Origin of the sequence: Paenibacillus germinis (genome assembly GCF_013141785.1) — a bacterium.
GTDB lineage: Bacteria > Bacillota > Bacilli > Paenibacillales > NBRC-103111 > Paenibacillus_E > Paenibacillus_E phytorum.
The window spans coordinates 147,174-165,656 of the sequence record NZ_WHOC01000149.1 but is presented as its reverse complement, the minus strand read 5'-3'; the positions used below and the strand labels follow the sequence as shown (position 1 = coordinate 165,656).

General features: G+C 44.5%; 20 protein-coding genes and 1 riboswitch. Of the genes, 18 read left to right on the top strand and 2 right to left on the bottom strand.

Features of this window, described 5'->3' with window-relative positions:
* Positions 1-5: 5 nt before the first annotated feature.
* The 11 genes from xseA to GC102_RS28130 all read left to right on the top strand — a co-directional run bounded on the left by xseA (position 6) and on the right by GC102_RS28130 (position 11,005).
* Positions 6-1,376, top strand: a complete 1,371-nt coding sequence (xseA, locus tag GC102_RS28180) for an exodeoxyribonuclease VII large subunit (RefSeq protein ID WP_171692449.1) — start codon at positions 6-8, stop codon at positions 1,374-1,376.
* Positions 1,363-1,617 (top strand): exodeoxyribonuclease VII small subunit, encoded by a 255-nt coding sequence (xseB, locus tag GC102_RS28175; RefSeq protein ID WP_057306412.1) that lies wholly within the window; start codon positions 1,363-1,365, stop codon positions 1,615-1,617. Before xseA ends, xseB begins: the two co-directional genes overlap by 14 nt.
* A 49-nt stretch (positions 1,618-1,666) precedes the next feature.
* The gene (locus tag GC102_RS28170) at positions 1,667-2,524 is read left to right on the top strand and encodes a polyprenyl synthetase family protein (RefSeq protein ID WP_171692545.1); all 858 of its coding nucleotides are present in this window, start codon (positions 1,667-1,669) and stop codon (positions 2,522-2,524) included.
* A 118-nt stretch (positions 2,525-2,642) separates the two neighbouring features.
* Positions 2,643-4,529: a 1-deoxy-D-xylulose-5-phosphate synthase gene (gene dxs, locus GC102_RS28165; protein WP_171692448.1), complete on the top strand. Its 1,887-nt coding sequence runs from the start codon at positions 2,643-2,645 to the stop codon at positions 4,527-4,529.
* 36 nt (positions 4,530-4,565) lie between these two features.
* A complete protein-coding gene (locus tag GC102_RS28160) occupies positions 4,566-5,399 on the top strand; it encodes a TlyA family RNA methyltransferase (protein ID WP_171643481.1) in 834 nt (277 codons plus the stop codon).
* 201 nt (positions 5,400-5,600) lie between these two features.
* The gene (locus tag GC102_RS28155; RefSeq protein ID WP_171692447.1) at positions 5,601-6,053 is read left to right on the top strand and encodes a hypothetical protein; all 453 of its coding nucleotides are present in this window, start codon (positions 5,601-5,603) and stop codon (positions 6,051-6,053) included.
* A 2-nt stretch (positions 6,054-6,055) separates the two neighbouring features.
* Positions 6,056-6,505, top strand: coding sequence for a transcriptional regulator AhrC/ArgR (ahrC, locus tag GC102_RS28150; protein ID WP_171643479.1), 450 nt, complete (start codon positions 6,056-6,058; stop codon positions 6,503-6,505).
* A gap of 15 nt (positions 6,506-6,520) precedes the next feature.
* Positions 6,521-8,248: a DNA repair protein RecN gene (recN, locus tag GC102_RS28145; RefSeq protein ID WP_171692446.1), complete on the top strand. Its 1,728-nt coding sequence runs from the start codon at positions 6,521-6,523 to the stop codon at positions 8,246-8,248.
* 118 nt (positions 8,249-8,366) lie between these two features.
* Positions 8,367-9,707: a SpoIVB peptidase gene (gene spoIVB / locus GC102_RS28140; protein WP_171643477.1), complete on the top strand. Its 1,341-nt coding sequence runs from the start codon at positions 8,367-8,369 to the stop codon at positions 9,705-9,707.
* A gap of 233 nt (positions 9,708-9,940) precedes the next feature.
* A complete protein-coding gene (spo0A, locus tag GC102_RS28135) occupies positions 9,941-10,735 on the top strand; it encodes a sporulation transcription factor Spo0A (protein ID WP_171692445.1) in 795 nt (264 codons plus the stop codon).
* Between the two features lie 39 nt (positions 10,736-10,774).
* The gene (locus GC102_RS28130) at positions 10,775-11,005 is read left to right on the top strand and encodes a helix-turn-helix domain-containing protein (protein WP_171643474.1); all 231 of its coding nucleotides are present in this window, start codon (positions 10,775-10,777) and stop codon (positions 11,003-11,005) included.
* Between the two features lie 155 nt (positions 11,006-11,160).
* On the opposite strand, the gene GC102_RS28125 is transcribed toward GC102_RS28130, so the two are convergent.
* Complete coding sequence (locus GC102_RS28125; RefSeq protein WP_082615175.1) at positions 11,161-11,256, bottom strand: YjcZ family sporulation protein; 96 nt, start codon at positions 11,254-11,256, stop codon at positions 11,161-11,163.
* A 437-nt stretch (positions 11,257-11,693) separates the two neighbouring features.
* Here GC102_RS28125 and GC102_RS28120 point away from each other — a divergent pair, with 437 nt between their 5' ends.
* From GC102_RS28120 to GC102_RS28110, 3 genes are all read left to right on the top strand, one after another.
* The gene (locus GC102_RS28120; protein WP_376769416.1) at positions 11,694-12,650 is read left to right on the top strand and encodes an MBL fold metallo-hydrolase; all 957 of its coding nucleotides are present in this window, start codon (positions 11,694-11,696) and stop codon (positions 12,648-12,650) included.
* 7 nt (positions 12,651-12,657) lie between these two features.
* Positions 12,658-13,134: an SRPBCC family protein gene (locus GC102_RS28115; protein WP_171692443.1), complete on the top strand. Its 477-nt coding sequence runs from the start codon at positions 12,658-12,660 to the stop codon at positions 13,132-13,134.
* 78 nt (positions 13,135-13,212) lie between these two features.
* The gene (locus GC102_RS28110) at positions 13,213-13,638 is read left to right on the top strand and encodes a hypothetical protein (RefSeq protein ID WP_171692442.1); all 426 of its coding nucleotides are present in this window, start codon (positions 13,213-13,215) and stop codon (positions 13,636-13,638) included.
* Between the two features lie 66 nt (positions 13,639-13,704).
* Here GC102_RS28110 and GC102_RS28105 read toward each other — a convergent pair whose 3' ends face one another.
* On the bottom strand, positions 13,705-14,283 hold the full coding sequence (locus GC102_RS28105; RefSeq protein WP_171692441.1) for a guanylate kinase: 579 nt from the start codon (positions 14,281-14,283) through the stop codon (positions 13,705-13,707).
* 164 nt (positions 14,284-14,447) lie between these two features.
* On the opposite strand from GC102_RS28105, the gene GC102_RS28100 reads away from it, so the two are divergent.
* The 4 genes from GC102_RS28100 to cobK all read left to right on the top strand — a co-directional run bounded on the left by GC102_RS28100 (position 14,448) and on the right by cobK (position 18,479).
* Positions 14,448-14,678: a hypothetical protein gene (locus GC102_RS28100; RefSeq protein ID WP_171692440.1), complete on the top strand. Its 231-nt coding sequence runs from the start codon at positions 14,448-14,450 to the stop codon at positions 14,676-14,678.
* Positions 14,679-14,720: 42 nt separating this feature from the next.
* A riboswitch (cobalamin riboswitch) is annotated at positions 14,721-14,921 on the top strand.
* Between the two features lie 141 nt (positions 14,922-15,062).
* Positions 15,063-16,763, top strand: coding sequence for a precorrin-3B C(17)-methyltransferase (cobJ, locus tag GC102_RS28095; RefSeq protein ID WP_171692439.1), 1,701 nt, complete (start codon positions 15,063-15,065; stop codon positions 16,761-16,763).
* Positions 16,764-16,782: 19 nt separating this feature from the next.
* Positions 16,783-17,706 (top strand): sirohydrochlorin chelatase, encoded by a 924-nt coding sequence (locus GC102_RS28090; RefSeq protein ID WP_171692438.1) that lies wholly within the window; start codon positions 16,783-16,785, stop codon positions 17,704-17,706.
* Complete coding sequence (gene cobK, locus GC102_RS28085) at positions 17,703-18,479, top strand: precorrin-6A reductase (RefSeq protein ID WP_171692437.1); 777 nt, start codon at positions 17,703-17,705, stop codon at positions 18,477-18,479. Before GC102_RS28090 ends, cobK begins: the two co-directional genes overlap by 4 nt.
* Positions 18,480-18,483 lie beyond the last annotated feature (4 nt).

Here is an 18,483-nt window from a genome sequence, read left to right as displayed (position 1 = left end):
GGAGTATGGCGAGAAACGAGACGAAGATCTTATCTGTCAAGGACTTGAACCGGTATATTAAACTCATGCTAGAGGGCGATTCCCGTCTGCAGGATGTTTGGGTTCGTGGGGAAATCTCTAATTTCACTCACCATTCCAGCGGTCATATGTATTTTACGATGAAAGATGCGGATGGCAGGCTAAAAAGCATCATGTTTGCTTCTCATAACCAGAAGCTCGGTTTTATACCGAAAGAGGGAACGAAAGTGATCGCTCGCGGTAATATTTCCGTATATGAAAGAGACGGAGCGTATCAGTTCTATGTGACTGCGATGCAGCCAGATGGCATTGGCAGTTTGTATATGGCCTTCGAGCAGCTCAAGAAGAAGCTCGAAGGGGAAGGACTGTTCGCGGCGGAGCGCAAGAAACCGATTCCTCGGTTTCCGCGCGCGATCGGCGTGATTACGTCTCCGACAGGAGCCGCTGTGCGTGATGTCATCATCACGCTGCAGCGCCGCTACCCGTCGGTCCAGATTCTTCTGTACCCGGTACTGGTACAGGGAGCGCAAGCAGGCCCTTCGATCGTCAAGGCGATCGAAGTAATGAACCGGCTCGGAGAAGCCGACGTGCTCATCTTGGGCCGCGGCGGCGGCTCGCTCGAGGAGCTCTGGGCATTCAACGAGGAAGCCGTTGCGCGGGCTATCGCAGCCTCCGCGATTCCCGTTATCTCGGCCGTCGGCCACGAGACGGACTTCACGATCGCAGACTTCGTCGCCGATCTGAGAGCGCCGACGCCTACGGCGGCGGCTGAGCTCGCGGTGCCGAACCACCTCGAGCTGAAGCAGCAGCTGTCGCAGCAAGCGCAGCGGCTGCACTACGGGCTGCTCCAGCAGCTGCGCCGCAAGCAGGAACGGCTGGAGCGCGCGAAGCGCTCCCCGTTCCTAACGAACCCCCGCAGGCAGCTGCTGATGCAGCCTGTGGAGCGACTCGACCGGCTGGCGGAGCAGCTTAGGTTTCGCATGCGCCAGCGTCTAACGCTGCTGGCGGAACGGCGATTGAAGCTGGAGCGCCGCTTATCCAGCTTCAATCCCAAAGAGCAGGCCGTGTCCGCAAGGCGGCGCTTGGATACTTCCAAGCGGCAGATGCTCACGGCCATGCAGACCCTCCTGCGTACGAAGAAGCAGGAGTGGCAGTCTGGCGTCCGTCATTTGGACGCCCTCAGCCCGTTGAAGGTCATGCAGCGGGGCTACAGCTTGGCGTACGACGAACAAGAGCAGGAGCTCATTCGTTCAGTCTCCCAAGTGAAGGTAGGAGATTTCGTTAAGATTCGTCTCAAAGACGGAAGGTTGAATTGTCAGGTATCGGGGATGGAGGAGAACAAAGATGTCAACGAGTGAAACGGAAGTTAGCTTTGAACTGGCCATTGAACAGTTGGAGCGCATAGTTGCCCAATTGGAAAGCGGAGATGTGCCTTTGGAGAAAGCCATTGAGCTGTATCAGGAAGGCGTTCGGCTCTCCCATTTGTGCGGTGTAAAGCTTGAACAAGTGGAGAAGAAAATTGAGATGCTGGTTGAAGGTGAATCGGGCACTGTGAGCAGGAAGCCTTTCCAACCTGTCTTAGAAGATAAGGGGAATTAGGTTGAATAAGACGTCTACCATTCATGAATATATAGCTTCCCATGCAGACATGGTTGAAGCGGCTTTAATCCAAGCGCTGCCTGCAGCCTGGGACGTTCCTGGATCTCTGCGTGAGTCCATGCACTACTCCCTAATGGCTGGAGGCAAGCGCTTGCGCCCCATTCTGGTGCTAGCAGCAGCAGAAGTACTAGGGGGTTCCCTAGAAGCAGCAATGCCTGTTGCTTTGGCCATTGAGATGGTTCATACATACTCTCTGGTTCATGACGATTTGCCAGCTATGGATAATGATGATTATCGCCGAGGCAAGCTGACGAATCATAAGGTATACGGTGAAGCCATGGCCATTTTAGCTGGCGATGCATTGCTGACTCAAGCATTCTTCAGCATTACACAGGCCCATAAAGGCCACGGAATTCCAGCAGAACGTGTGTTAGCCATTACAGAAGAACTTGCCATTTATGCAGGCGCGAGAGGGATGGTTGGCGGTCAAGCTGCTGATATGCTCGGGGAGCAAGGCATTACCAAGCTTGAAGAATTAGCTTTCATTCATACGCATAAGACGAGTGATCTCATTGTTTTCTCCTTACGTGCTGGCGGTCATATTGCTGGCGCAACGGTTGCGCAACTTCGTGCACTTAGCGAATTCGGGAATGCGATTGGTCTTGCTTTTCAAATTCAGGATGATATTTTGGATATTATCGGTGATGAGAAGAAGTTAGGTAAGCCTGTGAAGAGCGATGAGAAACAGCAGAAGGTAACTTATCCCTTTTTTATCGGGATCGAAGCTTCGGAACAGAAGGTCAAGGATTTAACGATTCAAGCCAAAGAAGCACTGCTTCGTGCACAGATTGCGCACCCTGAGAGGCTTCTCCAACTGGCGGATTACTTAATGCAGAGGGATCATTAATCCTTTATTGCGTGCATTATTGCCCTTGTGTTTTTGTCTTTTTACACGAAATACCCAATTTATGATATAATAGTGAAATCGATCTCAGTATTTTCACATTGAAAGTGAGGAAACAAGCGTGCTGCTCGAACAAATCAATCGGCCTGAGGACTTGAAGCGTTTATCCTTGACGGAGCTTGAGACATTGGCTGGTGAAATCCGTCAATTTCTGATTGAGAAGCTGTCCGTTACAGGTGGACACTTGTCCTCCAATTTAGGTGTGGTTGAGCTCACCATTGCTTTACATACCTTGTTCCACAGCCCGTATGATAAATTTATTTTTGATGTGGGTCATCAAGCTTACGTACACAAAATTTTAACCGGTCGCAAAGATAAATTCGATACCCTACGCAAGTACAAGGGACTTTGTGGATTCGTGAAACGTTCTGAAAGCGAACATGATGTCTGGGAAGCCGGGCATAGCAGTACTTCGCTGTCAGCCGCAATGGGAATGGCGATGGCTCGTGATCTAAAAGGTGAACATAATAAAGTTGTTGCTGTTATTGGTGATGGGGCGATTACCGGTGGTATGGCTTTAGAAGCAATGAACCACATTGGTCATGAGAAGAAAAATATTATGGTCATTCTGAATGACAATGAAATGTCGATTGCGCCCAATGTCGGGGCTATTCATAATTATTTGAGCAAAATTCGTTCGGATCGTCATTATCTAAAGGCCAAAGAAGAAGTTGAACATTTACTTAAGAAAATTCCTGCCATCGGCGGCACCTTGGCCAAAACCGCGGAAAAGCTGAAGGACAGTCTGAAATATTTTGTGTTAAATGGTGTTTGGTTTGAGGAATTAGGGTTCACGTACATTGGGCCTGTAGACGGTCATAATTTGCCGGTATTGCTCGATACGCTTAAACAGGCCGAGAAAGTCAACGGTCCTGTGCTTGTTCATGTCGTAACGACCAAAGGTAAAGGGTATACGCCAGCCGAACAGGATTCGCACAGTTGGCATGGTCCAGGACCTTACAAGATCGAATCAGGTCAAGTGCTTAAATCCGTAGGTCCTCCTATGTATACAGAAATTTTTGGGAATACGTTAATCGAGCTTGCTGAGAAGGACTCCAGAATTGTGGCAGTTACTCCTGCTATGCCTGGAGGCTCTGGGTTATTGAAGTTCGCAAAGCAGTTCCCCAACCGCATGATTGACGTCGGGATTGCGGAGCAGCATGCGGCAACACTTTGTGCAGGACTTGCGAGTGAAGGCTTGAAACCCGTATTTGCGGTATATTCCACTTTTCTACAGAGAGCTTACGACCAAGTCGTCCACGACATTTGCCGTCCGAAGCTGAACGTAACGTTTGCTATTGACCGTGCGGGGTTTGTAGGTCCAGATGGCGAGACCCATCATGGTGCATACGACATTTCATTTCTACGGACACTTCCGAACATGGTGCTTATGATGCCGAAAGACGAACGCGAGTTAAGAGATATGATGCAGACTGCCCTTGAGTACAATGATGGACCTATCGCATACCGCTATCCTAGAAATAGCGGAACGGGAGCGAGCATTGTTGAAGCGCCAAAAGCGATTCCAATTGGTACGTGGGAGACATTGCGCGACGGAGATTATGCTGCTGTACTTGCTGTTGGACCGATGGTGCAAGTTGCCGAAGAGGCAGCCGAACAATTAGCTAAGGAAGGCATCAACCTTCGCGTTGTTAATGCAAGATTCATTAAACCGCTTGATGAAGCCTACTTACTCCAGCTAGCGAGTGAGTCTATTCCCATCATCACGATGGAAGAAGGTTCTATCCAAGGTGGACTTGGCAGCAGTGTGGTAGAATTCTACGCAGCCAAAAGTGTCGTTGGCTTACACGTGCAAATCATGGGTATCCCGGATTACTTCGTTGAGCATGGAAGCGTGAAGGAACAACGTGAAGAGGTTGGACTTACTACACAAAACTTAGTCACTGAAGTGAAGAAGCTAGTTCCACGTAAACGACAACGAGCTTAGGCTATGGATGATAAGAATAGGAGTAATACAAACACAATGTCATCGGATAAAGAACGATTAGATCTATTGCTTCTTGAGCAAGGCTATTTCGAAAGCAGAGAAAAGGCAAAGGCCGCCATTATGGCAGGCCTTGTTTTTGCTGATGAAGAACCTGTAGATAAAGCGGGTATGAAGATCAGCCGGAAGGCAGTATTGAAAGTGAAAGGTGCGCTTCATCCTTATGTGAGTAGAGGCGGCCTTAAGTTAGAAAAAGCATTGAAACAATTTGATATCGATTTAAATGGAGCAGTTATGCTTGATATCGGAGCCTCGACAGGCGGATTTACAGACTGTGCTCTGCAAAATGGCGCTTCCTCTGTGTACGCTGTCGATGTTGGCTATAATCAATTGGACTGGTCGCTTCGTAATGATGAGCGTGTTCATGTTATGGAGAGAACGAATTTTCGCTATACGAAAATGGAGGATTTGAACGGACCACGGCCTACATTTGCAAGCATTGATGTTTCTTTCATTTCGCTGCGTATTATTTTACCGCCACTGAAAGAGATCTTGTTAGATCAGGGGCGAGTGGTTGCCCTCATTAAACCTCAGTTTGAGGCAGGTAGAGAGAAAGTTGGCAAATCCGGTGTTGTTCGCGACCCTGATGTGCATGTGGACGTGCTGACCACTGTGTTAACTTTTGCAGAAGAGTTGGGCTTTCGCTTGAAAGGACTGACATACTCACCAATCACAGGAGGGGAAGGGAATATTGAATTTCTTGCCTATTGGTCAAGTGATACAGCTGAGGATACCTCTCTTGCTGACACTTCTTCGCTGAAAGATTTGATTGCAGGGACGGTCAAAGAAGCACAGAAATTGCATGGTAAATAAACTCATCTTTGAGAACGCCTTTTTGCGGCCCAGAGATGGGTTTTTTCAGTAGCTAGGAAAGTATCAGTTATATAATACTTTTGCTTTGTATCTACCTTGACAAATGCACTCGTCCCTAAAGGACGATGGAGTCGTTTAACCTTGCTTCATAAAAAAGGATTTTACGGGTAAATCCGCGAATACTATGGCGAGGTGAAGGACATGGAACAAGGCGATGTTAAAGTCATTTTGTTAATCCTGATCATAGTTGTAGGCATTATCTTTTGGCGATTCCAAAGGTGGCTAGACGGGCCGAATAAGAAGCGAAGAAGGATTCCTAGACACTCAGAAATACCACAGGATGAAGTCGTGGAGCTGCTTGAAGGAGCTGGCTTCGATGTGCTTGCCGGTAAAACCAAAATTCCCATCACCATGATGATCAACGAAAGAGAACAGCTGGAAAGCCGGTTATTCATCGACTATTTTGCCCAGAAAGAAGAACGAATTTACCTCGTGAAAGTAGCGAAGGAACGTAAACCGCTAGAAATGACAGGTAGCGCAGTTCGCGATATGCTGCTAGCCTATAGTCTGATATATCCAGAAGCTGACGGCGTGCTTTATGTCGATATGGCTCAAAACAAAATTAAAAAAATCACATTTCATATAGAGGTGTAAGGATGAAAGGTCAAAGGCATGTAAAAATCAGAGAGATTATTACGAACCACGAGATTGAGACGCAAGATGAATTGGTGGAGACTCTTCGGGCTGCTGGCTTTCATGTTACACAAGCGACAGTCTCACGCGATATCAAAGAGCTTCATCTGATTAAGGTTCCCTTGGATGATGGCAGATATAAGTATTCCATGCCAGCCGATCAGAGATTTAATCCGATGCAAAGACTGCGTAGAGCTTTGAGTGATCATTTTGTTAGCATTGACCATACCGACAATCTTGTCGTGATGAAATGTTTGCCAGGTACAGCCAACACGATTTGCGCACTTATTGATAATCTAGAGTGGAACGATGTTATGGGGACGATTTGCGGAGATGATACCATTCTTGTGATTTGCCGCGGCAAAGAGAACAGCCTAACTTTTGTGAATGATGTCATGTCATTACTATCTTAATTTCAGGAGGAGCACATGCTTACAGAACTTTCGATTCGGAATTTGGCTGTTATTGAACATGTACATATTCGTTTCAAAGCTGGTTTTCATGTCCTAACAGGAGAAACAGGCGCTGGTAAATCGATCATTATCGATGCTTTAACACTCATTGTTGGCGGTAGAGGCTCTTCGGAGTTGGTACGTTACGGTGCTGACAAAGCAGAGATAGAAGCTATGTTTGAATTGCCATCCACGCATCCGGTTTGGCATACGCTTACAGAACTCGGTATAAGTGCAGATGCCAGTGAGCATTTGCTTATTCGTAGAGAAATCACCGCAACGGGTAAAAGCTCCAGCCGAATTAATGGTCAACTTGTCAACTTGACAATGCTTCGCAAAACGGGAGAGTGGCTGGTTAATATTCATGGTCAGCATGAGCATCAATCCCTGCTGAATGTAGATGAACATATTCATTCTCTTGATTTATTCGGTGATTCTGAAGTTGAGGCTGCGAAAAAAAACTATCAAGCTAGCTATGATCAATATATGAAACTGCAAAAAGAGCTGCGAGAGCTTCAAGAAACAAGTAAACAGGCGCTTCAAATGCTAGATTTATATCGTTTTCAAATCGATGAAATTTCGGCTGCAAAACTCAAAATGGGGGAAGATGAGACCTTAATCGAAGAGAAGCGAAAACTGGCTAACGCGGAAAAATTGTTTCAAAGCTCTTCCGAGGCTTATGATTTCCTTTATGCGACTAACCGTGGCTTAGATGCAGCCGGAAAGGCAGTTTCTAGACTGCAGGATATCGTTCAACTTGATCCAACGAAGCTAAGTCCTCTTCTCGAGCAGGCGCAATCCGCTTATTATCAGATGGAAGATGCTGCTTATCAACTGCGTGATTATCGAGATGGCATCGAGTTTAATCCTTCACGTTTAGATTTTATTGAACAAAGATTAGATATGATCACGTCTCTTCGACGAAAATATGGAGAGAATATTAAAGAAATACTTGGTTATTTGGATAAAATTAAAAGTGAAGTTGATACCATTGAAAATAAAGATGAGCATATTCGTAAATTAGAGGACAAGCTTGCGGTTGAAGAAAAGCAGTTAGGCGTCGCGGCTTTGGATCTTTCCAATCTGCGTAAAGGAATTGCTGAACAGCTTGCGGGTCAAATTGAGCATGAACTTCGTGATTTGCAGATGGAACGCACGCAGTTCCGTGTACAAGTGGAACAAATACTTGACGAACGTGGGATTCTTGTTGAAGGAAACAAAGTACGGTACTCACGGCAAGGAATCGATCAAATTGAGTTTCTCATGGCACCCAATCCTGGAGAGCCTTTACGCGGCCTTAGTAAAATTGCTTCTGGCGGGGAGCTCTCTCGTATTATGCTCGCGATGAAAACCATATTTGCTCGTATTGATCAAATTCCTGTACTTGTTTTCGATGAAGTAGATACAGGTGTAAGTGGCCGCGCGGCGCAAGCTATTGCAGAAAAAATTTCCGCTTTGTCGACAAACTGCCAAGTTTTCTCGATTACGCATTTACCTCAAGTGGCTAGTTTCGCAGATGTTCATTTCTATATTCGGAAAGAAGTGGATCAAGAACGAACGTTTACACGTGTTCAAGATATGCCTGATTCTGGACGAATTGAGGAATTAGCGAGAATGCTTGGCGGTGTAGAAGTGACGGAAACCACCCTGCATCATGCAGGGGAAATGCTTGCCATGGCAAGAAATAAGAAAGCAAGGGCATGAAAGTATAGATAGTCAGCATTTTCAGTTATAAAACGGGGAGAGTGGGGTTAACTTAAAGGTACGCATTTGACGACGACAATCGTCAGGGCTCAAGGAAGTGTGAAGGAGCGTGAAGATATTGCAATCCAGCAAAAGAAAAAGATTGTTCGGACTCCTGCTCGTCTTCTTCGTTTGTATGGTAAGTTTGTCTCCGCCTTTTCAAAGCTTTGCCTCCTTCCCTCAGGAACTTCGCTTATTCAGCGGTCAGGGGAAGCAGCTCCAATTAACAATGCCGGTCAACGCCCAAGTCACGGTAAAAGATACGGATATTGTAAAGGTAAACGGCAATGCCAAGCACTCATTTCAAGTTAATTTGAAAGAACCCATTTCTTTGCAATCCGATCACTCTGGGCAAACAGAAATGAAGCTCAAGCTGTTCGGTGCAATCCCCATCAAGACCGTTAAGGTCAATGTAGTGCCGGATTTGAAAGTCATCCCAGGTGGTCAAACGATCGGTGTGAAAATTAAGTCTGCCGGTATTTTGGTCGTAGGTCATCATTTAGTAACTGTTGCCCAAGACCAAAAAGTTTCACCTGGTGAAGAAGCGAAAATTCAAGTAGGTGATTTAATTACTAAGATCAATGGCAAAGATTCCAAGGATGTTAGTAAAGTTGCTGATCTTGTAGCCAAATCCGGAGAAAGCAAAACACCGCTGGAGCTAAAAATCCTTCGTAACAATGAAGAGATTGTTGTGAAGCTGCAGCCAGTCTATGACGTTGTAGATAAGTCCTACCGCTTAGGTCTGTACATTCGTGATTCAGCTGCGGGTGTTGGTACTCTAACCTTCTACGCACCAGATCAAGGCGTGTACGGGGCACTGGGACATGTTATCACGGATATGGATACCCAAACGCCAATCATCGTTGGTGACGGCGATATTGTGTACTCTAATGTAACCTCTATTTCTAAGAGCCACAATGGAGATCCCGGTGAGAAACATGCTACCTTGTACAAAGATAGTAAAGTCATTGGTAATATCGAAAGAAACACGGCATTCGGTATTTTTGGAAAAATGTATGCTGCTCCTGACCATAGTTTGGATAAAGAAGCCATACCTGTTGCTTTCGCTGAAGAAGTGAAAGAAGGACCTGCCCAAATTTATACGGTCGTGGAAGGACAGAAGGTCGAGAAATTTGACATTCAAGTTGTCCACGTATCCAAACAAGACATTCCAGGAACAAAGGGTATGGTGATTAAAATCACGGATCCACGGTTGTTAGATAAAACAGGCGGTATTGTTCAAGGAATGAGTGGCAGCCCTATTATTCAGAATGGCAAGTTAATCGGAGCCGTTACACACGTATTTGTGAATGATCCTACAAGTGGTTACGGTTGTTTCATAGAATGGATGCTTCAGGACTCAGGTATTATCCTTAGACCTTCTTCAGGAGCCTCTTACAAAGAATCAAAGGCGAGCTAGAAGCCTTTGATTCTTTATTTTATTTTAACCTCATTCTACAAGGGGAAACACGGTTTTATGTGAATTTGTCGAAAAATGTTGGAAACAGAAGATAAATATATTATTATATAAGAAAGTGAAATAAAAGAAAAGAAAAATAATATTCGACAGAAGGAATTTAAGTTGAGGTGTCGAATACCTTTACTTAAGAGAGAAACACCAACTTGTATGAGTAGCTAAAGGAGGATTTTAAGTTGCAAAAAATTCAAGTGTTACTAGCAGATGACAATCGTGAGTTTACCCATTTATTATCAGAGTTCATTGGTGAGCAAGAGGATATGGAAATTGTAGGAGTGGCGTACAACGGTAACGAAGTTCTTCGTTTTCTTGAACAACAACGTGATTTGCCGGATGTACTCATTTTAGATATTATTAGGCCTCACTTGGATGGTCTGGGTGTACTTGAGAAAATGCGTGAGATGAATCTTCCCACACAACCGAAAATCATCATGCTAACCGCTTTTGGGCAAGAAAATATCACTCAAAAAGCTGTGCAACTTGGAGCCTCTTACTACATTCTCAAGCCTTTTGACATGGATACGCTAACAAACCGTATTCGCCAGCTTGTTGGTAACAATCAAGCATCCGCAACGACTTCGACATCACGTGCAAATATTGTACATATGCCTAAAGGTAAAAACTTAGATGCTAATATCACCAGCATCATACATGAAATCGGCGTTCCTGCACATATTAAAGGATATCAATATCTTCGCGAAGCGATTACGATGGTTTACAACAATATCGAAATCCTTGGTGCGATCACCAAAACTTTGTACCCAGCTATTGCTGAGAAGTACAAGACTACACCTAGCCGCGTTGAGCGCGCCATCCGTCATGCGATTGAAGTCGCTTGGACGCGCGGCAACATTGATTCCATTTCGTTTATCTTCGGATATACGATTAATATCTCGAAATCTAAGCCGACGAATAGCGAATTTATCGCAATGGTAGCAGATAAGCTTCGCATCGAGCATAAGGTTTCTTGAGAGGGTTAGAATCTTTGGGATGTCTCGGAGGTCATCAGAATGAAATATGAGCTCGGTCGCTGCCTACTTAGTGAGCGATTACTTGAATCCAACATGACTGCCTCTGAACTCGCTCGAACTTTACTTTACAAGCCAGAGCGGATTACCGACTTTGTTGAAAACAAAAGAATCATGCCGCTTAAGTCTGCTATATCTATCGCTGACACCCTGGGGTGTGATGTGAATGATTTGTATGAATTGGTCACGATCGAGTCCAACGTTTTGAATTGATGGCTGCAATACTATATATTATAAAGAGGGCGCTCTTATCTAGAGCGTTCTTTTTTATGTTTATTAATAACTTAAAATGAACAATTCTTTGATATAATTGACCACAGAAAGACTACCTATGCTGATAGGTAGCCCTTCTGTATTTGGATTCTAAATTACCAAACAAAAGCACTAGTGATGATAACCAGTAAAATGAACAGTACCAAGATTGCTGCTGAAGAAGTATAACCTACGCCAGTTCCACAACTCATCCGAATCAACCTCCAACTGAAAGTGGTTTGTGTTTCGAGATAGCTTATGACTATTTTTGAGGAATGTTTGGGCGAATCGACTGATTGTGCTATTGTCCCTATTCTTGAAAAAAATCGAGACTTTCTAGACGATTAAGGAGCATTGCCCATGCTAATCATACAATCATAGACCCCATTAATTTAGTTATCTAGACGAAGGAATCAGGGTTGTTAATCAAATCTTGGAACCATACGATGAGGTTTTACGTTAATACATCTAGTCGTAAAAGACTATCCCAATATCTTTAAACATGGAGGCAAAGAAGTTGTTACTTATATTGACGAGTATAGTAGTTGGAATTGTGTGCGTTATTGTTCTTTTTATGAATGTTTATCCTGTTTTTGGACGGAGACCATCGAAGGAGAAGGCTCAGGCATTCTCTCGATCCTCTCAATATTTGAATGGGAAATTCGAAAACCCTGTTCCTACCATGATGAATATGGGCTTCATGAATACCGTGGGGATCTTGCTTGATTTTGCGAAAAGCAGTCCTAATCGACGTCCAAAGAAGCAATTTGCGATGGGAACCCCCAATTTGATCAAGGATCAGGAAACGAAAGTGACTTGGTTTGGTCATTCGGCTTCTTTACTTACAATTGATGGAAAAGCCCTATTATTAGATCCCATGCTCGGAAAAGCGCCTTCGCCGTTTCCATGGTTCGGGAAGGGAAGATATAGCGGGGGATTGCCTTTTGAGATTGCGCAGCTGCCAGTGATTGATGCTGTTATTCTGTCACACGACCATTATGATCATTTGGATTATGGAACGATAATGAAAATAAAGCATAAAGTGAACAAGTTTTTTGTCCCGCTTGGGGTAAGCGGTCATCTGATCAGATGGGGTGTGCAGCCTGAGAAGATCGAAGAGTATGACTGGTGGGATGAGTTTACGTTTGAAGGATTAACGTTGGCCTGTACGCCGGCTACACACTTTTCGGGGAGAAGCATGACGGATCGCGCTGCAACCTTATGGTGCTCGTGGGTGATCAAAGGAAAGCAGTCCAGCATTTTCTTCAGTGGTGATAGTGGGTATTCCTCTCATTTCAAAGAAATTGGGCTTAAATATGGTCCGTTCGATCTTACTCTGATGGAGTGCGGTCAATACGATGATCGCTGGTCTGATATTCATATGATGCCGGAAGAAACGGTTCAAGCCCATATGGATGTGAAAGGGAAGCTGATGATACCGATACATTGGGGAGCATTCACGCTGGCCTTACATGACTGGACAGATCCAGTAGAGCGTGCTACAAGGGCAGCACATGCTAACAAAGTGTCAATTGTCACACCGAAAATAGGGCAAACTGTTATTGTGAATGCCGCGGATCACCCAATAGAAACTTGGTGGAAGTAGAGGGGCCATGCCAACTATACGACAGGAGTTACTTATTCATGCACCTATCGAGGTGTGTTTTGATTTGGCAAGGAGTATTGATATCCATGCGGAATCAACCTCCCATACGAAGGAAAAAGCGATAGCAGGCAGGACACACGGTTTGATTGAGTGTGGAGAAACAGTGACTTGGGAAGCTTACCATTTTGGTATTAAGCAGCAATTGACTGCCCAGATTACTGAGATGGCTAAGCCGCATTACTTTGTAGATGAAATGGTAAGAGGGGCGTTCAAGCGATTTCATCATACACATGAATTTGTAACTGTAGAACAAGGCACCTTGATGGTGGATACGTTTGATTACACCTCACCTTTCGGAGGATTGGGGAAGCTTGTCGATCACTTGTTTTTAGCCAAATATATGACTCAATTTCTTGAAAAGCGCAATTACTACGTGAAGAAGATTGCCGAAGAGACAGCAAACTCTTCAAGGTCTGCAAGGTAAGAACTGGATACTAAGGCGGCCACATGGTATTATGGATAAGGCTGGTAGATCGAAGTGATCAGGAGAGAAGAAGAATCTATGGTTGAACAAAAAAGTGAACGAAAATTTCATTTTCTGGGTGTACTGCTAGGTGTAGCGGTTGATAACTTGGGGACTTTGATATCGACTGCGTTAATTGGCGGTATATATTTTGCTAATCGCCCGGTGGATGAGCAGGATGTAAGTGTTATATATTCGAATGTAGGCCTATTACTTTTGCTATTGGTAGTTGGTTTGTTCTGGTCGTTTCTTGGCGGATACATCGCCGCTAAGGTTGCGAAGCGTGCCGAATATTTCAATGCGGCCATTATTGGTGTCATCGGCGCTGCAATCGGATTTGATTCCATGTTAACCAATCATAGTATTCCGTTATGGTATGAGTTGATTGGCTTTGTCGTCATCGTACCGGTATCACTATTAGGCGGATTCGTGGCCTTGAAGCGGAAAAAAGCGCCATTAAAATGAATGTTGGATCGTAAAAAAGAGACTCGGTGATGTCGATCACCGGGTCTCTTGGCGTTATTAGCATATTTAACTAGTTGTAGTTGGCATATGGGCGAGCATGGTTGCCTTCACTTTGTCGATCGTTTCTTGTAAATTCATATTCTCAAAAACATGCTCACAATCCTTCCGGTAGGAGACTTCCTCTATGTAGTGATTCATGTAGTGGTCAATGACGTCAGTAGGTGTATTTCGAGCAAGCATGCGTTCCATGATCGTTTGTTTGTTGACATAGATGAACAAGCGGATAGCCCTTTCTCCAAATGTATACTTGAAACGATTAGCTGCATAACGATTCACAATGACATAGATAAGTCCGTCTTTGCGAAGCGCTTCATCGATGTCCGCTTTCTTAATCCCATAGAAATTCCCGTCAATTTCAACAGTTTGAAAAAATTCACCTGCAATGTCACAATCGATGAACACTTTGCGTGAGATGAAATTATAATCCTTCCCGTTGATTTCTTTGGGTCTAGGTGTTCGAGTTGTGTAGGAGACGACAGATGAGAAACCAAGCTCTTTGGCAATGTGATGGGCAATTGTTTTACGACCAGAACCGCTAGTGCCAGTAAAGACAAACACCAATCCATTCGTTTCATGACTGCTCATATCAATTCCTCCTTCATATAATGAAAGCGATATCTTGATAGATTTATTATAGTACGAAAATTCTGAAAATTAAAGAAATACTTTCTCGTTTTGATAGGAATCAAAGAGTTGAAATACGCTATAATAGATAGCATCACTTCGTTTAAATGGAAAGGAAGCTAACTATGCCTAAATATGCGAATTTGAGTGCGGAAGCAACGGAATTTTTACGTCAAAGAACGGGAAGCAGTCACTTAGAGTGCTATACCTATATTGACCCGGATCGTGGAGAGGATAGTTTTTTTGTCGTTAAAACGATCAATAAGGTCATTCAAGTTTCTTTTGCCGAAATGACCTATGATCCTAGTAGTTATCAGAGTTTGATGGAAGGACTCTACCGAGCCATCTATGAATAAATACGTGACAACCCTATCGATAGATGGTAGGATGATCGTAATTGCATATCAAAGGAATTAGGTGCCATATATCCATTCGGTGTATGGTTAAAAGGGAAGACCGGTGAAATACCGGCACGGACCCGCCACTGTAATAATCGCCGTTCATTAAGGTAACTCCTTGCAAAATACCACTGGGTAACAACCTGGGAAGGTGCAAGGGGATGATTAAGTCAGGAGACCTGCCTAGTTCAACAACACAATAACCCCTACGAGGAATTAGGGAGTGTTAGAGAGCGGTTACTTCTGGTTTTGTTAACTGTCGTAATTTACCAAGCATTTCTAACATGACTTATGTTAGGGATGCTTTTTTTGTTTGTGTAATAACGGAAAGGGTGATTCAAATTGTCGGGAAAATTGCTCATTATCGGCTTTGGGCCGGGGAGTTTTGAACATATTACGAAGCGTGCACGGGAAGCGATTGGGGAAAGCGAAGTTATTATCGGATATAACACGTATGTGGATCTTATAGCAGGTCTGTTAACCGAACAGCAAGTGGTTCGAACAGGTATGACGGAAGAAGTGAGTCGCGCACAAGAGGCTGTGCGGCAAGCCAAGCAAGGAAAGAAAGTTGCCGTTATTTCCAGTGGAGATGCCGGTGTGTATGGGATGGCCGGTCTTGTCTATGAGGTATTGATGGAACAAGGCTGGACGCGTGAGGATGGGGTCCAAGTGGAAGTGATTCCTGGCATTTCAGCTGTTCATTCGGCTGGTTCTCTGTTAGGAGCGCCTATTATGCATGATTCTTGCACAATTAGCTTAAGTGATCATCTTACGCCGTGGGAGCTGATTGCGAAGCGGGTTGAGGCAGCGGGAATGGCTGATTTCGTGATTGCCCTCTATAACCCGCGAAGCGGTCGACGGACCAGGCAGATTGTTGAGACTCAGCGCATTCTGCTTAAGTATCGTTCTCCTTTAACGCCAGTTGGGATTGTCAAAAGTGCGTATCGAGATCGTCAACATGTTGTTGTGACGACACTGGCTGATATGCTGAATCATGATATTGGCATGTTAACGACAATTATTATTGGCAATTCCGCAACCAAGTTGTATGACGGTCTCATGATTACACCACGCGGTTATCAGCGGAAATACACATTAGGGGCTGAAACACAGCCGCTTAAGCCGCATCAAAGGTTGAAATCCGAGGCAGAGCCCTGGGCTTTGGAGCAATTAGATGAGCAGGATTGGGATGAATCCATGGAGGAGTTTGATGAAGAAGATGAACTCATGGATGACGAGGTTACTGAAATCAAAGAACCTTCTCAGCTGAAGTCAACACCGAATTTGTCACCAAGTAACTCCTTACAGCTTGCAATGGAAGCTTTGCAGCTAGTATCAGTATCCAAAGGGAATGAAGAGGTGCCATTTGAATTTGATGAGAAGCTGACTGCGACCCAATCTATCTTTGAGTTTGCAGTAAGCCCAGGTATCGCGAATAAAAAGTTAACAGCAGCCCAACTTTGTGCGTTAGGCGAGATTGTTGGAGATCGTGGAGATATTGAATACTCACCGCATCATCAACTGATTGTTCGTGTGCAAACCAATAACCCAAAACAGATTACATCCGAACTAAGTGCACTTGGTTTATTATTATCACCGATTGGTGATGTTGCCCAGATCAAAGCATGCGACTTTTGCAATTTAGAAAAAGGTGAATCTATTCCTTATGCGGAAGCAATCCATCATCGAATTGGCAATCTAGAAGTACCTAAAGAGTTGAAAATTGGGTTCAACGGGTGTGGCATGGCTTGTTATGGGGCTGTTCAGCAAGATATCGGCATTGTCTACCGCAAAGAGAAATTCGATCTTTTTCTTGGCGGAAAAACAGTAGGACGAAATGCACATGCGGCTCAACCTGTTGCAGAAGGAATTGACCCAGCAGAGCTTGTCGATTTAGTTGGCAGAATCGTGGAACGTTACCAAAAAGAAGGACATCCGAACGAACGGTTTCATAAATTTTTCAAGCGTGTCAAAGAAATTGAAGGCTACCGCCATCAAGAAATGGTAGGTTTCGTTATCGAAAATGCCATTTGCGGCGATTAGAATTAGGGGGAAATAAAAGATGAATGCTGTTTTATTTGTGGGTCATGGGAGTCGGGAAGAAGGCGGGAATGAGGAAGTACGCCTTTTTGTTTCAGAAATTGCGAGTAAGATGAAAGAGCAAATAGTGGAGACCTGTTTCCTAGAGTTTGTTCAACCAACGATCATGCAAGGAATTGATCGCTGTGTAGAATTAGGGGCTACCCATATTGTGGTCATTCCGATTATCTTATTTGCGGCTGGGCATGCAAAAATTCATATCCCGTCTGCTATTGATGATGCGAAATTAAAATATCCATTGTTGAAATTTACATACGGTAGACCAATTGGGGTTCATGAACAAATTCTTGATATTTTATCCTCCAGGGTAGAAGATCTCGGAGTTCAAGTGAAAGAGGACTTAGGTGAAACAGCCTTACTTATTGTTGGGCGTGGAAGCAGTGATGCAGATGCGAATAGCGATTTGTTTAAAATCTCACGATTATTTTGGGAGAAGCTTCAGGTGAAATGGGTAGAAACAGCCTTTATCGGAGTTACAGCACCTCTGATGGATGCTGGGATTGAGCGCTGTTTGCTGCTCGGCGCGAAGAAGGTAATCATCTTGCCATATTTCCTGTTCACAGGCGTTTTGATTGGGCGCATGGAACAAATGGTTCAAGGGTATCGGGAGACATATCCAGATAAACAATTCCAGATGGCTCCATATTTCGGCTTCCATCCGATGCTTCAAGAGATTCTGATTGGACGCGCGCAGGAAGCGCTTCAAGATGAAGTGAAGATGAACTGCGACATGTGTCAATATCGTCTAGAGGCGATGAAGCATATCGATCATCATCACCATCATGATCATGACGATCATCACCATCACGACCACGACCACGATCATGACCACGATCATCACGCCCATGATCATGACCATGCTCATTCAAGAGGTGACAAACGATGATTCTCGTTCTTGCAGGTACGAGTGATGCTAGGGAGTTGGCGTTAGGAATTCGCGCAGCAGGTTATGCTGTGCTCACAACGGTTGTAACCGAAAGTGCAGCGAAGAGCATGGATGCGGAAGGGCTTGCGGTACTCACAGGTCGCTTAACAGCGGAAGATATGAATCAGCTAATTCAAGATAAAGGCTTACGCGTGGTCGTTGATGCGACCCATCCTTTTGCTGAGGAAGCGTCGAAGAATGCGATGGCGGCTGCTAAATTGGCGGCTGTTCCTTATGTACGTTTCGAACGTCAAAGCTTGTCCATTGAACAAAGTGCACTTGTTACGACGGTTGATGATTATAAACAAGCTGCAGAATTAGCAGCTGAGAAGCGTGGCAGCATTATGCTGACAACCGGCAGCAAAACGTTGAAGATTTTTGCTGATCGTCTAATTGGGCTTCCCGATACGAGGCTCATTGCGCGGATGCTTCCGCGCCAAGATAATATGGAGAAATGCGAAGAACTGGGCATTGAGCAGAAAAATATTGTGGCTATGCAGGGCCCTTTTTCCAAAGAGTTAAATAAAGCTCTATATGACCATTACAAAGTTACTTTGATGATAACGAAAGAAAGCGGGAAAGTCGGAGCCGTGGATGAGAAGCTTGAAGCAGCGCTGGAAATGGGTATTCCGAGTATTGTGATAGGTAGACCTGAACTTGAATATGGGACGCTCTATTCTGACTTTCAAGGTGTTATACAATTTATAAACGATAGTATTCATAAGGAGGGCTAAATAA

Excerpts from the sequence above, each read along its gene's own strand:
- xseA (WP_171692449.1), top strand. The coding sequence starts at position 6 with ATGGCGAGAAACGAGACGAAGATCTTATCTGTCAAGGACTTGAACCGG.
- xseB (WP_057306412.1), top strand. The coding sequence starts at position 1,363 with ATGTCAACGAGTGAAACGGAAGTTAGCTTTGAACTGGCCATTGAACAG.
- GC102_RS28170 (WP_171692545.1), top strand. The coding sequence starts at position 1,667 with ATGGTTGAAGCGGCTTTAATCCAAGCGCTGCCTGCAGCCTGGGACGTT.
- GC102_RS28160 (WP_171643481.1), top strand. The coding sequence starts at position 4,566 with ATGTCATCGGATAAAGAACGATTAGATCTATTGCTTCTTGAGCAAGGC.
- GC102_RS28155 (WP_171692447.1), top strand. The coding sequence starts at position 5,601 with ATGGAACAAGGCGATGTTAAAGTCATTTTGTTAATCCTGATCATAGTT.
- ahrC (WP_171643479.1), top strand. The coding sequence starts at position 6,056 with ATGAAAGGTCAAAGGCATGTAAAAATCAGAGAGATTATTACGAACCAC.
- recN (WP_171692446.1), top strand. The coding sequence starts at position 6,521 with ATGCTTACAGAACTTTCGATTCGGAATTTGGCTGTTATTGAACATGTA.
- GC102_RS28130 (WP_171643474.1), top strand. The coding sequence starts at position 10,775 with ATGAAATATGAGCTCGGTCGCTGCCTACTTAGTGAGCGATTACTTGAA.
- GC102_RS28125 (WP_082615175.1), bottom strand. The coding sequence starts at position 11,256 with ATGAGTTGTGGAACTGGCGTAGGTTATACTTCTTCAGCAGCAATCTTG.
- GC102_RS28115 (WP_171692443.1), top strand. The coding sequence starts at position 12,658 with ATGCCAACTATACGACAGGAGTTACTTATTCATGCACCTATCGAGGTG.
- GC102_RS28110 (WP_171692442.1), top strand. The coding sequence starts at position 13,213 with ATGGTTGAACAAAAAAGTGAACGAAAATTTCATTTTCTGGGTGTACTG.
- GC102_RS28105 (WP_171692441.1), bottom strand. The coding sequence starts at position 14,283 with ATGAGCAGTCATGAAACGAATGGATTGGTGTTTGTCTTTACTGGCACT.
- GC102_RS28100 (WP_171692440.1), top strand. The coding sequence starts at position 14,448 with ATGCCTAAATATGCGAATTTGAGTGCGGAAGCAACGGAATTTTTACGT.
- GC102_RS28090 (WP_171692438.1), top strand. The coding sequence starts at position 16,783 with ATGAATGCTGTTTTATTTGTGGGTCATGGGAGTCGGGAAGAAGGCGGG.
- cobK (WP_171692437.1), top strand. The coding sequence starts at position 17,703 with ATGATTCTCGTTCTTGCAGGTACGAGTGATGCTAGGGAGTTGGCGTTA.